Annotated in this window: 12 protein-coding genes and 2 rRNA genes; 2 read left to right on the top strand and 12 right to left on the bottom strand. The window is 74.5% G+C overall.

Features of this window, described 5'->3' with window-relative positions:
* Positions 1–123: 123 nt before the first annotated feature.
* The 5 genes from EF918_RS22870 to EF918_RS22850 form a co-directional block, all read right to left on the bottom strand.
* The gene (locus EF918_RS22870) at positions 124–1236 is read right to left on the bottom strand and encodes a glycosyltransferase family 4 protein (protein WP_125649874.1); all 1113 of its coding nucleotides are present in this window, start codon (positions 1234–1236) and stop codon (positions 124–126) included.
* A gap of 257 nt (positions 1237–1493) precedes the next feature.
* Positions 1494–3251, bottom strand: a complete 1758-nt coding sequence (gene recN / locus EF918_RS22865) for a DNA repair protein RecN (RefSeq protein ID WP_125649871.1) — start codon at positions 3249–3251, stop codon at positions 1494–1496.
* A gap of 182 nt (positions 3252–3433) precedes the next feature.
* Positions 3434–4354, bottom strand: coding sequence for an NAD kinase (locus EF918_RS22860; protein WP_125649868.1), 921 nt, complete (start codon positions 4352–4354; stop codon positions 3434–3436).
* Positions 4351–5166 carry a TlyA family RNA methyltransferase gene (locus tag EF918_RS22855; protein ID WP_125649865.1) on the bottom strand — a complete coding sequence of 272 codons (816 nt, stop codon included), beginning with the start codon at positions 5164–5166 and terminating at the stop codon, positions 4351–4353. Before EF918_RS22855 ends, EF918_RS22860 begins: the two co-directional genes overlap by 4 nt.
* 7 nt (positions 5167–5173) lie before the next feature.
* Positions 5174–5431: a hypothetical protein gene (locus tag EF918_RS22850; RefSeq protein WP_125649861.1), complete on the bottom strand. Its 258-nt coding sequence runs from the start codon at positions 5429–5431 to the stop codon at positions 5174–5176.
* Positions 5432–5475: 44 nt separating this feature from the next.
* On the opposite strand from EF918_RS22850, the gene EF918_RS22845 reads away from it, so the two are divergent.
* The gene (locus EF918_RS22845) at positions 5476–5823 is read left to right on the top strand and encodes an SCP2 sterol-binding domain-containing protein (protein WP_125649880.1); all 348 of its coding nucleotides are present in this window, start codon (positions 5476–5478) and stop codon (positions 5821–5823) included.
* A gap of 142 nt (positions 5824–5965) precedes the next feature.
* Here the strand turns inward: EF918_RS22845 and EF918_RS22840 are convergent, their stop codons facing one another.
* The 4 genes from EF918_RS22840 to EF918_RS22825 form a co-directional block, all read right to left on the bottom strand.
* The gene (locus tag EF918_RS22840) at positions 5966–6796 is read right to left on the bottom strand and encodes an ABC transporter ATP-binding protein (RefSeq protein WP_125649858.1); all 831 of its coding nucleotides are present in this window, start codon (positions 6794–6796) and stop codon (positions 5966–5968) included.
* The gene (locus EF918_RS22835; protein WP_260610517.1) at positions 6793–7815 is read right to left on the bottom strand and encodes an iron chelate uptake ABC transporter family permease subunit; all 1023 of its coding nucleotides are present in this window, start codon (positions 7813–7815) and stop codon (positions 6793–6795) included. The genes EF918_RS22840 and EF918_RS22835 overlap by 4 nt, the downstream gene beginning before the upstream one ends.
* Positions 7816–7901: 86 nt before the next feature.
* Positions 7902–8948 (bottom strand): iron ABC transporter permease, encoded by a 1047-nt coding sequence (locus EF918_RS22830; protein ID WP_185921869.1) that lies wholly within the window; start codon positions 8946–8948, stop codon positions 7902–7904.
* A gap of 178 nt (positions 8949–9126) precedes the next feature.
* Positions 9127–10170, bottom strand: a complete 1044-nt coding sequence (locus EF918_RS22825) for an HAD hydrolase-like protein (protein ID WP_125649852.1) — start codon at positions 10168–10170, stop codon at positions 9127–9129.
* A gap of 81 nt (positions 10171–10251) precedes the next feature.
* Between EF918_RS22825 and EF918_RS22820 the strand changes: the two genes are divergently transcribed.
* Complete coding sequence (locus tag EF918_RS22820) at positions 10252–11535, top strand: DUF1015 family protein (protein WP_125649849.1); 1284 nt, start codon at positions 10252–10254, stop codon at positions 11533–11535.
* 80 nt (positions 11536–11615) lie between these two features.
* Here EF918_RS22820 and EF918_RS22815 read toward each other — a convergent pair whose 3' ends face one another.
* The 3 genes from EF918_RS22815 to EF918_RS22800 form a co-directional block, all read right to left on the bottom strand.
* Entirely contained in the window at positions 11616–12491 is an 876-nt protein-coding gene (locus tag EF918_RS22815; protein WP_221889738.1) for a tetratricopeptide repeat protein, read from the bottom strand.
* Positions 12492–13934: 1443 nt separating this feature from the next.
* Positions 13935–14051 (bottom strand): 5S ribosomal RNA (gene rrf / locus EF918_RS22805).
* Positions 14052–14157: 106 nt separating this feature from the next.
* Positions 14158–14252, bottom strand: a 23S ribosomal RNA gene (locus tag EF918_RS22800); the annotation flags it as partial.

The following is a 14252-nucleotide window of genomic DNA, read 5'->3' as shown; positions in this document are numbered from 1 at the left end:
CCCCGAAGCCGAGCCCACCCCGGCCGAAGCCAGGCAAGCACCGGCCACGGCCGAGCCAGACCGGCCAAGGCCGAGCCGCCACCGGCCAAGGCCGAGCCGGACCGGCCAAGGCCGAGCCACCGGCTACCGTCGCCGCTCCATCAGTTCGTCGTACACCGACAACACCTGCGCCACGGTGTCGTCCTCGGACGGCCAGGTGGCCGCCTGGACACGCCCCGCCCGGGCCAGGGCATCCCGCCGCCCCGGATCGGTGATCAGCCCGGTGACGGCGTCGGACAGCGCAGCCGGGTCCCCGTAGGGGACCAGGACGGCGGCGTCACCGACCAGCTCCGGCACCCCACCGACCTTGGTCGCGACCAACGCGACCCCCGCCCGCAACGCCTCCTGCGCGAGCAGCGACCGCGCCTCCCACCGGCTGGGCAGGACGGCCACGTCCGCCGCCGCCAGCAGGTCCAGCACGTCCGTACGCCGCCCCAGCAGCCGCACCGGCAGCGCCTCCGCCTCGATCCGCCGGGCCAGCGAGGCCCGGAGCGCGCCCTCCCCGGCGATCACCAGCAGCGGGGCGGGGTCCAGCGTCCGCCATTCCCGGGCGGCGTCCAGCAGCACCCCGTAGCCGCGGTGCGGCACCAGGCTGCCCACGGCGATGAGCAACGGCCGGTCCACCGCACCCAGTTCGGCCCGGACCTTGCCCGGGTCGGCCCCGCTCGACGAGACCCCGGCCAGCGGCACGGTCACCGGCGCCAGCCGGGCGTCCCTGGCCCCGCGCAGCCGGGCCAGGTCCACCTGGTCGGAGGAGGTCCCCAGGACCACGGCCGCCGCCCGGGCCACCCGCCGTTCCAGCACCCGGCCGAGCCGCGCCAGCGGCCCCGTGGCGTCGGGGCCGCCCCCGTGCCAGGTCACCACCAGGGGCACCCGGAACCCGCTCAGCGCCAGGGCCGCCCGCATTCCGGCCTGCACCCCGTGCGCGTGCACCACGTCCGCCCCGGCGCACGCCGCGCGCAGCGCGCTCACCGCCGCCGGGGTGAACTGCGCGCCCGCGCCCGTGAAGTCGTACTCCCCCTCCGCCTCGACCGGCGCGCACACCGTGACCCGTACGCCGCGCGCGGCGAGCCCGCCCGCCAGCGACCGCACGTGCGCGCTGCTGCCCGCGCCGCCGGAGCCCCCGAGGACCTGGACGGTACGCAGCGGCACCCGCCCGAACGGCGGGCCCGCGACCGGGACCGGTGTGCTGCTCACGGCCGGAGCTCCTGGGTGAGGGCGGCAGGGACGTCGCCCAGGATGCCAGCCCGTACGCGCGTTCCGGGACCATTCGGGTGCGGATCCCGCACGGGATGACCCCCCACGCCTCCACCTATCACCCACACGGATTACCTTCGCGTCACCTTGACGCCACCTCGGCGACGGACACCGGCAGACGCGCGGGGGCGGCCGGTGCCCTCCTGGCGCCGGCCGCCCCGCTCCGTCGTCCGTCGGCCCGACAGCCGTCGGTCCCGTCAGCCGTCCGCGCGCGCCGCCGCGAGCAGTTCCTCGGCGTGCGCCCGGGCCGTCTCGGAGTCCTCCTGGCCGGCCAGCATCCGCGACAGCTCACGGACCCGGGCCTCCCCCTCCAGGACGGTGACGCCACTGCGCGTCACCGACCCGTCGTTGGTCTTCTCCACCAGCAGCTGCCGGTCGGCGAACGCCGCCACCTGCGGCAGGTGCGTGACCACCACGACCTGCGCCGACCGGGCCAGTTTCGCCAGCCGCCGGCCGACCTCGACCGCCGCCTTGCCGCCGACACCGGCGTCGACCTCGTCGAACAGGTACGTCGGGACCGGGTCCGAGCCCGCGAAGACGACCTCCACCGCCAGCATCACCCGGGACAGCTCACCGCCCGACGCGCCCTTGGCGATCGGCCGGGGCGCGGCCCCCGGGTGCGGGGCGAGCAGCAGTTCCACCTCGTCCGCGCCGGTCGGCCCGTAGGCCACCGGCCGGCCACCGACCTCGACGCCCTCCCCGGAGGGGTCCTCGGTCTGCCGGATGTCGATCGTGACCCGGGCGTGCGGCATCGCCAGCGAGGCCAGCTCGGCGGTCACGGCCGCGGCGAACCGCTGCGCCGCCTCCGTCCGCGCGTCCGTCAGCGCCTGGGCCAGCCCGGACAGTTCCGCGCGCAGCGCGTCGCGTTCCGCGGTCAGCTCGGTGATCCGCTCGTCGTCGCCGTCCAGCTCCAGCAGCCGGGCGGCGCCCGTCTCGGCCCACCGCAGCACGGCGTCGATCCCGTCCTCGGCGGAGCCGTACTTGCGCACCAGGTGGGTCAGCGCGGCCCGCCGCTCCTCCACGGCGGCCAGCCGCAGCGGGTCGGCGTCGAGGTCGTCGGCGTAGCCGGCCAGCTCCCCGGCCACGTCCGCCAGCAGGATGCCCAGCTCCCCGATCCGCTCGGCGAGCGAGGCCAGCGCCGGGTCGTGCGACCGTACGGCCTCCAGTGCCCGGTGCGCGCCCGCGACCAGGGTGGTGGCGTCGACGCCCTCGGGGTCCTCGGGATCGCCCGCGAGCGCGCCGTGCGCGAGCTGCGCGGCGCCCGCCAGCGACTCGGCGTGGCCGAGCCGCTCGGCCTCGGCGGCCAGCTCCGCGTCCTCGCCGGGCCGCGGCTCCACGGCCGCGATCTCGTCCAGCCCGAAGCGCAGCAGGTCCGCCTCCTGGGCCCGTTCCCGGGCCCGGGTGGTGATCTCCTCCAGCTCGGCCGCGACCGTCCGCAGCCGCCGGTAGGCGGCCCCGTACTTCTCCAGCGGGACCGCGACCGCGTCCCCGGCGTAGCGGTCCAGGGCCTGCCGCTGCCGGGCGGGCCGCAGCAGGCCCTGCTGGTCGGTCTGGCCGTGGACGGCCACCAGGTCGTCGGCGAGTTCCCCGAGCAGCCCGACGGGCACCGAGCGTCCGCCGACGTGGGCGCGCGAGCGCCCCTCGGCGGACACGGTGCGGCTGATCAGCAGCGCGCCGTCGTCCAGCTCGGCCCCGGCCTCCTCGGCCCGCACGGCGGCGGGCGCGTCGGGCCGCATCACGATCCGGCCCTCGACGACCGCCGCCTTGGACCCGATCCGCACCAGCGCCGGGTCGGCCCGGCCGCCGAGCAGCAGCCCGAGGCTGGTGACGACCATCGTCTTGCCCGCGCCGGTCTCGCCGGTCACCGCGGTGAATCCGGGCGACAGCTCGACCACCGCGTCGTCGATGACGCCCAGCGACCGTATCCGCATCTCCTCAAGCACGCAGAAGACCATACAGAGGTTTGGCACATCACAGGTGACCTCGCCCCCTCCCCCGCTGGTCGGCCGCCCCCGCCGTCACCCTGACGGGGCAGGAACGACCGGCGGGCGCGGCAGGCGGCGGCAGGCGCGAGACGGGGTCCGGCAGGCGCGAGACGGGCTGCGGCAGGTCAGTGCGGGGCGCCGCGCCAGCCAGGTCAGTGCGGGGCGCCGCGCCAGCCGGACACGGGCAGCGCGAACTTCGCCACCAGCCGGTCCGTGAACACCGCGTGGTGCAGCCGCGCCAGCCGCACCGGCACGCTACCCCGGCGCACCTCCACCCGGGCGCTCGGCGGCAGCTCCACCGTGCGCCGCCCGTCGCACCACAGCACCCCGTGCGGGGTCCCGGTCTGCACCTCGACGGCCAGCACCGAGTCCGGCGAGGTGACCAGCGGCTTCGCGAACAGCGCGTGCGCGCTGATCGGCACCATCAGCAGCGCCTCGACCTCGGGCCAGACCACCGGCCCGCCCGCGGAGAACGCGTACGCCGTCGAGCCGGTCGGTGTCGCGCAGACGATCCCGTCGCAGCCGAAGCCGGTGACCGGCCGGCCGTCGATCTCCAGGATGACCTCGAGCATCCGCTCGGGGGACACCTTCTGCACGGCCGCCTCGTTCAGCGCCCAGTCCCGGTGGACCACGTCGCCGTTGGTGCGGACGACCACGTCGAGGGTCATCCGCTCCTCGACCTCGTAGTCGCGGGTCACGACCCGGTCCACGACCTTGTCCAGATCGTCCCGCTCGGCCTCCGCGAGGAAGCCCACCCGGCCCAGGTTCACCCCCAGCATCGGCACCCCCGAGCCGCGCGCGAACTCGGCGCCGCGCAGCAGGGTGCCGTCGCCGCCGAGCACGATCAGCAGCTCACAGCCGTCGAGCACCCCGGGCGTGGTCTCCGTGACCAGCTCCACCTCGGGCGGCAGCGGCAGGTCCGCCGCCTCGTGCGCCAGCACCCGTACGCCCAGTCCGCAGCGCAGCAGACCCTGGACGACCAGCTCGGCGCTGCGGATGGCCGCCGGCCGTCCCGTGTGCGCGAGCAGGAAAACGGTCCGCCCGGTCGCGGAACCCCCTGTTGAACTTGTCACCGCGGCCCCTCCGCCACTGCACGGTCAACATCCGCCGGGTCGAGGGCCGGTGCCCCCGCCCGGAGCCACAGAAAGTACTCGACGTTGCCCGACGGACCGGGCAACGGACTCGCGGTCACCCCGAGCACGCCCAGCCCCAGCTCCCCCGCCTGCCGGGCCACCTCGCGCACCGCCTCCGCCCGCAGCTCGGGGCTGCGGACCACGCCGCCGCTGCCCAGGCGCTCCTTGCCCACCTCGAACTGCGGCTTCACCATCAGCACCAGGTCCGCGTCGGGCGCCGTGCACCGCACCAGGGCGGGCAGCACCAGCCCGATGGAGATGAACGACAGGTCACCGACGACGAGGTCGACCGGTACGTCGTCGATCTGCTCCAGGGTCAGCTCGCGCACGTTCGTGCGGTCCTTGACGGTGACCCGCTCGTCGCTCTGCAACGACCAGGCAAGCTGCCCGTAGCCGACGTCCACGGCCACCACGTGCGCCACGCCCGCCCGCAGCAGGACGTCGGTGAACCCGCCCGTGGAGGCCCCCGCGTCCAGCGCCCGGCGCCCTTCGACGCGCAGGCCCAACGGGGTGAAGGCGGCCAGTGCGCCGGCCAGCTTGTGCCCGCCGCGCGAGACGTAGTCGGGGTCGGTCTCGTCCTTGAGCACCACCACGGCGGCACTGGTCTCGACCTGGGTGGCCGCCTTGGTCGCGGTGGTCCCGCCGACGGTGACCCGGCCGGCGGCGATCAGCTGGCCCGCGTGCTCCCGCGAGCGCGCCAGCTTGCGGCGGACCAGTTCGGCGTCCAGGCGGCGGCGTGCCACTCCTGCCACGTTCGGTTCAGCTCCTGTTGTCGTACGGACGAGGGGCGGGGGCGGCGTCCAGCGCGGTCAGCGCGTCACGCAGTCCCCGGTGGACATCCTCGTACACCTCGATGTGTACGTCCGCCGGGAGGTGGTCGGCGTCGGCCAGCCGCTCCAGCAGCGCGTCCACCTCACCGTGCCCGGTGGCGGTCCGTACGACGCCCAGCGGGACCGGGCCGGCGGGCGCGTCGGCGGCCCCGTCGTCCACGGGGGCCGGGTTCACTTCGTCGGTCATGCCCCGACGCTACCCCGTAGGACTGCGGTACGGTCGTGATCACGATGGCGACCACCCAGGAGTGCCGTGCGGCGCTCGACAAGCTTTCCGACAATCTGGCCCGGGCCGACGGCGACGTCCGCGGTGCGGCCTCGCTCGACCGATCCTTGAGCTGCCACATCACCGACCTCGACCAGACCTTCACCGGCCGGCTGGAGGGCGGCCGGATCCGGGTGGACGGGGTGGCCCCCGGGCCGCCCGTCACCAAGGCCCAGATCCGGCTGGCGATGACCGGTGACGACCTGGTGGCGATGGTCGACGGCGAGCTGAACTTCGCCAAGGCCTGGGCCGCCGGCCGGGTCCGCCTGGAGGCGGGCTTCCGCGACCTGCTGCGCCTGCGCTCCCTGCTCTGAGGCGGACGACGGCCCGTACGCCGGCGACGGCCCGTACGCCGGCGACGGCCCGTACGCCGGCGACGGCCCGTACGCCGGCGACGGCCCGTACGGCCCCGCCGCCCCGGCGACAGGCCCGTACGGCGGGCCCGTACGGCCCCGCTCAGACCGCGGCGGCGGCCCTCGCCCGGGCCTGCCGGGTCGCCGGGACCACCAGCGGGGTGCCGGTCTCGGGGTCGTCGATGATCTGGCACTTCAGCCCGAACACCCGCTCCACCAGCTCGGCGGTGACCACCTCGGCCGGCGGGCCCTCGGCCACCACCTTCCCGCCGCGCATCGCGATCAGATGGGTGGCGTAGCGGGCCGCGTGGTTGAGGTCGTGCAGGACGGCGACCAGCGTGCGGCCCTGCTCCTCGTGCAGCTCGGCGCACAGGTCCAGGACGTCGAGCTGGTGCTGGATGTCCAGGTAGGTGGTGGGCTCGTCGAGCAGCAGCAGGGGGGTCTGCTGGGCCAGGGCCATCGCGATCCACACGCGCTGGCGCTGGCCGCCCGACAGTTCGTCCACGGCCCGGTCGGCGAGCTCGGCGACCCCGGTGGAGGCCATCGACTCCGCGACCACCCGCTCGTCCTCGGCCGACCACTGCCGCAGCAGCCCCTGGTGCGGGTAGCGGCCACGGGCGACCAGGTCGGCGACGGTGATGCCGTCCGGCGCCGTCGAGGACTGCGGCAGCAGACCGAGGGTCCGGGCCACCTGCTTGGCCGGCAGCGAGCCGATCGCCTGCCCGTCCAGCAGGACCTGCCCCGCGGCCGGCTTCAGCATCCGCGACAGGGCCCGCAGCAGCGTGGACTTGCCGCACGCGTTGGGACCGACGATCACCGTGAACGAGTGGTCGGGGATCTCCACCGACAGGTCCTCGGCGATGACCCGCTGCTCGTAGGCGAGGGTCACGTTCTGGGCGGTCAGCCGCTGCACGGGGGTACTCCTTGGGTTCATATGCGTCCTGCCTTGCGCTCGGTGACGAGCAGCCACAGCAGATAGACACCGCCGACCAGCCCGGTCACCACACCGACCGGCAGCTGGTCCGAGCCGAACGCCCGCTGCGAGGCCCAGTCGGACACCAGCAGCAGGACGGCGCCCATCAGCGCGGCGGAGACCAGGTTCGACCCGGGCGAGCGGGTCAGGCGCCGGGCGAGCTGGGGCGCGGCCAGGGCGACGAAGGTGATCGGGCCGGCCGCCGCGGCGGCGGCCGTGGTGAGCAGGATCGCGGCCGCCATCAGCAGGAAGCGGGTGCGCTCGACCCGCACCCCGAGGGCGTACGCGGCGTCGTCGCCCATCTCCATCATCCGCAGGGCCCGGCCCTGGGAGAGGACCAGCGGGAACAGCACCGCGCAGGTCGCCAGCAGCGGCCACACCTGGGCCCAGTCCCGCCCGGCGAGGGAGCCGGTGAGCCAGACCATGGCCCGGGTGGCGTCGACCACCTGCGCCTTGGTCAGCAGGTACTGGATGACCGCGACCAGGACGGCGGAGGCGCCGATGCCGACGAGGACCAGCCGGTAGCCGTGGATGCCCTTCCTGTACGCCAGCAGGTAGATGACCAGGCCGGTCAGCAGCCCGCCCAGGACCGCACCGGCGGCGACCTCGTTGGCGTCGCCCTTGAGCAGGATGATCACCCCGAGCGCGCCCACGGCCGCGCCGTAGTGGAAGCCGAGCAGGTCCGGGGAGCCGAGGGGGTTGCGGGAGACGGCCTGGAAGATCCCGCCGGACATGCCGAGGGCCGCGCCGACGAGCAGGGCGACGAGCACCCGCGGCAGCCGCAGGTCGTTGACGATGAAGTCGGCCGCCGGGGTCCCGTTGCCCAGCAGGGTCTGCACGACGTCCCAGGGGGCGATCTCGAAGTCGCCGGTGCCGATCAGCACCACCGCCGCCACCAGCGCGGCCGCGGTCAGCAGCAGCCCGGCGGTCAGGGCGCGCGGCTCCACCCGCAGGGAGGTCCCCGCGGGCCCGCGCAGCACCCGGGTGACGGGCCGGGCGGCGCGGCCGGTACGGCCGGCCGGCCCGGGGCGGCCGGGCTGCCCGGTCGCGGACTTGGCAGTGACGGTCACAGCTGAGCCATCCTCTTGCGACGCACCAGAACGATGAAGACGGGGCCGCCGATCAGCGCGGTGACGATGCCGACCTGGAGCTCGGCGGGCCGGGTGACGACCCGGCCGAGGACGTCCGCGCCCAGCAGCAGCACCGGCGACAGGACGGCCGAGTAGGCCAGCACCCAGCGCAGGTCGGGACCGGTGAACACCCGCACCAGGTGGGGAACCATCAGACCGACGAAGACGATCGGGCCGCAGGCGGCGGTGGCCGACCCGCACAGCAGGGTGACGGCCACCATGGCGGTGATCCGGGTCCGGGTCAGGTTCGCGCCCAGCGCCCGCGCGGTGTCGTCGCCCATCGCCATGGCGTTGAGCGGCCGGCCCAGCAGCAGCGCGAGCACCGCGCCGACCACGAAGAACGGCGCCACCTGGGCGGCGGTGTCCAGGTTGGCCGAGGCCAGCGAACCGACCGTCCAGAAGCGCAGCTTGTCCAGCGCCTTGCTGTCCATGAGCTGGACCGCGTTGACGTAACTGACCAGCGCGAAGGAGGCGGCCGTACCGGCCAGTGCGAGCCGGACGGGTGTGGCGCCGCGGCTGCCGCCGAGGACGTAGACGACCACGGAGACCAGCGCGGCGCCCGCGAACGCGTACCAGACGTACTCGGTGAGCGAGGACGCGCCCAGGAAGCTGATGGCCGAGACCACGGCCGCCGCGGCGCCGGCGTTGACGCCGAGGACGCCGGGCTCGGCCAGCGGGTTGCGGGTCAGGGCCTGCATGACCGCGCCCGACAGGCCGAGCGCGGCCCCCACCATCAGCCCGAGCAGGGTGCGCGGCACCCGCAGGTCGCGCACGACCACGTCCGAGGGGGTGCCCGAGTAGGCGAACAGGCCGTGCCAGACCTGGTCGAGCGGCATCTGCTTGGCGCCCACGGCGACGGACGCCACCGCGAGCACCACCAGCACGCCGAGGGCGGCCAGCAGTCCCGCGGTGCGCGCGGCGTTCCGCGGGCGAGGGGCGGCGGCGGACGCCGCGCTCTGGGAGGGAGGACTCTCGACCAACACGCAGGTTAGGTTAGCCTACCCTCCGCCCACCTTGATCTCCCGGAGCCGCCCGAGCCCGCCGGGCCTGTCATCCGGACCAGGCCGAGCACGCCGGGCCGGCTGGGCCGGCCGGCCGGCTCGGCGGGCCGACCGAGCCGGCCCGCACCGGGCGAGCCGGCCCGCACCCGGCAAGGCTGGCTCACAGCCCCAGCCGCGCCAGCGCCTTCCCCGCGTCCAGCGTGCAGGTCCCGTCCCCCGCCACCGTCCAGGCCGCCGCACACAGCACCCGCAGCCCGTCCAGCACGTCCCCGTCACCCTCCCCGGTCAGCACCAGCTCCCCCGGCGCGACCGACGCCGTCCACCCGCCGCAGCGGAACACCCCGGCCTCCGCCCCGGCCGTCACCGCCGGCTGCCCGGTCAGCATGCCCCGCAGGTCCCGGTCCACGTACGTCGGCCGGTGCCGCGGCTCGGCCCGCAGCAGCTGCGCCGCGTCCGTCACCCCGGTCAGCACCAGCAGCGAGTCCACTTCACCGTTGAACGCGCCCTCGATGTCGGTGTCCAGCCGGTCCCCCACCACCAGCGGCCGCCGCGCCCCGGTCCGCAGGATCGTCTCGCGGTGCATCGGCGGCAGCGGCTTGCCCGCCACCTGCGGCTCGGCGCCCGTCGCGATCCGTACGACCTCCACCGCGGCCCCGTTGCCCGGCGCGATCCCGCGCGCGCTGGGGATCGTCAGATCGGTGTTGGACACGAACCACGGCAGCCCGCGCGCGATCGCGTAACTGGCCTCCGCGAACCGGCTCCACGGCAGCTCCGGACCGCCGTACCCCTGCACCACCGCCGCCAGGTCCGGCTCGTCCGCCGAGTCCACCGGCACCAGCCCGCGCTCGCGCAGCGCCACCCGCAGCCCCTCGCCACCGATCACCAGCACCTTCGCGCCCGCCGGCAGCTGCTCGGCCATCAGCCGGGCCACGGCCTGCGCCGAGGTGATCACCTCACCGGCGACGGTCGGGATCCCCAGCTCGGTCAGGTGCTCCGCCACCGCGTCCGGTGTGCGCAGCGCGTTGTTGGTGACGTACGCCAGGTGCATCCCGTCGGCCCGGGCCGCCCCCAGCGACTCCACCGCGTACCGGATCGCCTGCCCGCCCGCGTACACCACTCCGTCGAGATCCAGCAGGGCGGTGTCGTACGCCCGGTGCAGGCTCTGCTCGCTCCCGGAGGGCCTGGTCCTGCTCTGCCGACTCATCCTGTCCGCTCCTTCGATGATCTTGACAGATCTGTCTCCCCCGATCATCCCGCATGGCGAGACGCACCTTACGATGCAGCAATGACCACACCTGGCACCGAGGACCACGGACTGCGCCTGATCCCCTTCCACGGACTGCGCTACGTCCCCGAACGCGTCGGCAGCCTCGCCGCCGTGACCTCGCCGCCCTACGACGTGGTCGTGCGCCCCGACGGACTCAACCACCTGGAGTCCGCCGACCCCCACAACATCGTCCGACTGATCCTCCCCCAGGCCGACACCCCCGGAGCCCGGGGCGAGCAGGCCGCCCGGACCCTGCGCGACTGGGTCGACGAGGGCGTCCTGCACACCGACCCCGCACCCGCCCTCTACGTCTACGAACAGCGCAAGGGCGACCTCCTCCAGCGCGGCGTCGTCGGCGCCCTCGCCCTGTCGCCCGCCGACGCCGGCATCGTCCTGCCGCACGAGGACGTCATGCCCGAGGTCGTCGCCGACCGGGCCGACCTGATGCGTGCCACCGGCGCCAACCTCGAACCCCTGCTGCTGACCTACGTCGGCGACGCCCCCGACGACGGCCCGGCCACCGGCACCGCCGCCCTCGTGGAGACCACCGCCGCGCGCACCCCGCTGCTGTCCACCACCACCGAGGACGGGGTCTGCCACCGCCTGTGGGCCGTCACCGACCCCGCCGAACTGGCCGTGGTCACGGCCGATCTCAGCCATCGTCAGGCCCTGATCGCCGACGGCCACCACCGCTGGGCCACGTACCTGCGGCTCCAGCAGGAACGCCAGGGCCCCACCGCCTGGGACTACGGCCTCGTCCTGCTCGTGGACACCCTCCGCTACCCGCTCCAGGTCCGTGCCATCCACCGGATGCTGCGCCGGCTCCCCGTCGCCGACGCCCTGGCCGCCCTCGACGGCCGGTTCCGCGTCCGTACGGTCGACGGCCCGCTCCCGGCCGCCCTGGCCGCCCTCGGCGACGCCGCGGCCGAGGGCAACGCCTTCCTGCTCACCGGTGACGGCCGCTTCCACCTGGTCACCGACCCCGACCCGGAGCTGATCGACCGCACCGTCCGGCACGACCGCCCCGAGGCCTGGCGCCGCCTGGACGCGACCGTGCTGCACGCGACCCTGCTGGAGGAGCTCTGGCAGGTCCCGGACACCCCCGAGCACATCGCGTACATCCACGACACCGAGGCCACCATCGCCATGGCCGAGCGGCACGGCGGCACCGCCGTCCTGCTGCACCCCGTCCGCGAGGAGGTCGTCCGCGACCTGGCCCGCCAGGGCGTCACCATGCCCCGCAAGTCCACCTCGTTCGGCCCGAAGCCGGCGACGGGCCTGGTCCTGCGCACCGTGGACTGAGCCGGGCGGCGCGTGCAGCGCAACGCAGAAGGGCGGCACCCCGTGGGGTAACGCCCTTCCGCATGCTGTGCGTGCTCCCGCTACTTGCGGTCGCCGCCCTTGTCGGCGCCCTTGTCGGCGTCGGCGTCCGCGTCCGCCTCGGAACCGTCGAGGGGCTCGTACTCCTCGTCGTCCTCGTCGTAGTACTCGGTCACGTCGCCGGCGGCCTCCGCCCGGGCCACCTCGGCCGGGTCCTGGTCGTCGTCCTCGTCGTCCTCGTCGTCGAACGCGTCCTCGTCGACGGAGCCACGGTCGCCGGCGGCGTCCTGGGCCTCGTCCTCGGAGTGCATCGCGTCCACGAACTCCACGCCGTCCATCGCGGCCAGCCGGTCCGAGGCGTCCGTGGCCCCGTCCTTGTCCGCCTCGGCGGTCTTGGCGAACCAGTCGCGCGCCTCGTCCTCACGACCGGCGGCCAGCAGCGCGTCGGCGTAGGCGTAGCGCAGCCGGGCGGTCCACGGCTGGACGGAGCTGGAGGCCAGCTCCGGGCTCTGCAGGGTCACGATGGCGGCGTCGAGCTGCCCCATGTCCCGACGGGCCCCGGCGGCCACGAGCCGCATCTCGACCTGGCCGGCCTTGTCCAGCTTCTGCACCTCGGGCTCACCGGCCATGGCCAGCGCCCGCTCCGGACGGCCGAGACCGCGCTCGCAGTCGGCCATGACGGGCCACAGGTCGACCGAACCGGTCATCCGGCGCGCGGCACGGAACTCCGCCAGCGCCTCGCTGTACTTCTGGCTGGCGTACGCGGCGAAGCCGGCGGCCTCGCGGACGGCGGCGACGCGGGAGGCCAGCCGCAGGGCGATGCGCGAGTACGCGTACGCCTGCTCGGGGTCCTCGTCGATGAGCCGCGCGACCATGACCAGGTTCCGGGAGACCTCCTCGGCCAGCCCCTTGGGCAGGCTCATGAGCTCCTGGCGCACGTCCGCGTCGATCTCGTCACCGGTGACGTCCTCGTCGATCGGCAGCCGCTTGACCGGCTCGCGGTCGCCACGGTCCCGGAAGTCCCGGTCCCGCTCGTCCCGGCCCCGGTACCCGCCACGGTCGTCACGGCCCCCGCGGTACCCCCCACGGTCGCCCCGGTCACCGCGGTCGTCACGACGGAAGGACGGACGGTCGCCACCCCGGTCGTCACGACGGAAGCCGCCGCGGTCGCCGCCGCGGTCGTCGCGACGGGGGTAGCTCGGACGGTCCCCGCGGTCGTCGCGGCGCGGGTAGCTGGGGCGGTCGCCCCGGTCACCGCGGTCGTCACGACGGAAGGACGGACGGTCGCCACCCCGGTCGTCACGACGGTAGCCACCGCGGTCGTCATCACGGCGCGGGTAGCTGGGACGGTCACCCCGGTCGTCGCGGCGCGGGTAGCTCGGACGGTCCCCGCGGTCGTCACGACGGGGGTAGCTGGGGCGGTCGCCCCGGTCACCGCGGTCGTCACGACGGAAGGACGGACGGTCGCCACCCCGGTCGTCACGACGGTAGCCGCCACGGTCGTCATCACGACGGGGGTAGCTCGGACGGTCCCCGCGGTCGTCGCGGCGCGGGTAGCTGGGGCGGTCGCCCCGGTCACCGCGGTCGTCACGACGGAAGGACGGACGGTCGCCACCCCGGTCGTCACGACGGTAGCCACCGCGGTCGTCATCACGACGGGGGTAGCTCGGACGGTCCCCGCGGTCGTCACGACGGGGGTAGCTCGGACGGTCCCCACCCCGGTCGTCGCGGCGGAAGCCACCACGGTCGCCGCCGCGGTCGTCGCGACGCGGGTAGCTGGGACGCTCGCCGCGGTCGTCGCGACGGAAGGACGGACGGTCCCCGCCGCGGTCGTCACGACGGAAGGACGGACGGTCGCCACCACGGTCGTCGCGGCGGTAGCCGCCACGGTCGTCGTCACGGCGCGGGTAGCTGGGGCGGTCGCCCCGGTCACCGCGGTCGTCACGACGGGGGTAACTCGGGCGGTCGCCACCACGGTCGTCGCGGCGGTAGCCACCGCGGTCGTCGTCACGGCGCGGGTAGCTCGGACGGTCACCCCGGTCGTCACGACGGGGATAGCTCGGGCGGTCGCCGCCCCGGTCGTCGCGGCGGTAGCCGCCGCCACCGGCCGGCCGGCCGCCGCGGTCGTCGCGACGGTAGCCGCCGCGGTCGTCACGGCCCCCGCGGTAGCCGCCCCTGTCACCACCGTCGTTGCGACGGGGCTCGCGCTCCGGACGATCGTCGGGAGAGTTGGACATGGGTGTGACTCCTGTCTTCGGGGTACCGCTAGTCATTCTCGCGCAACCAGCCCATGGCCGCGCTTCGGCGTAAAGAGGTGCAATACAAAAAGGACCCTTGGTCCTCAGCGTGAACGCTGAGGACCAAGGGTCCTTTGAAAGATTGTTCGGCGGCGTCCTACTCTCCCACAGGGTCCCCCCTGCAGTACCATCGGCGCTGAAAGGCTTAGCTTCCGGGTTCGGAATGTAACCGGGCGTTTCCCTAACGCTATGACCACCGAAACCCTATCGGTTTCGAGCGAACAAGCACACTCTGTAGTTATGTTCTAGCTCTAGAAACCAGCAACTGTTCGTTGCTTCAGAACTAACACAGTGGACGCGAGCAACTGAGGACAAGCCCTCGGCCTATTAGTACCAGTCAGCTTCACCCATTACTAGGCTTCCACATCTGGCCTATCAACCCAGTCGTCTACTGGGAGCCTT

It is taken from the genome of Streptomyces sp. WAC06614, from assembly GCF_003949795.1.
Taxonomy (GTDB): domain Bacteria; phylum Actinomycetota; class Actinomycetes; order Streptomycetales; family Streptomycetaceae; genus Streptomyces.
Note: the sequence above shows the minus strand (reverse complement) of the source record. Positions and strands in the feature narration are given on the sequence as shown.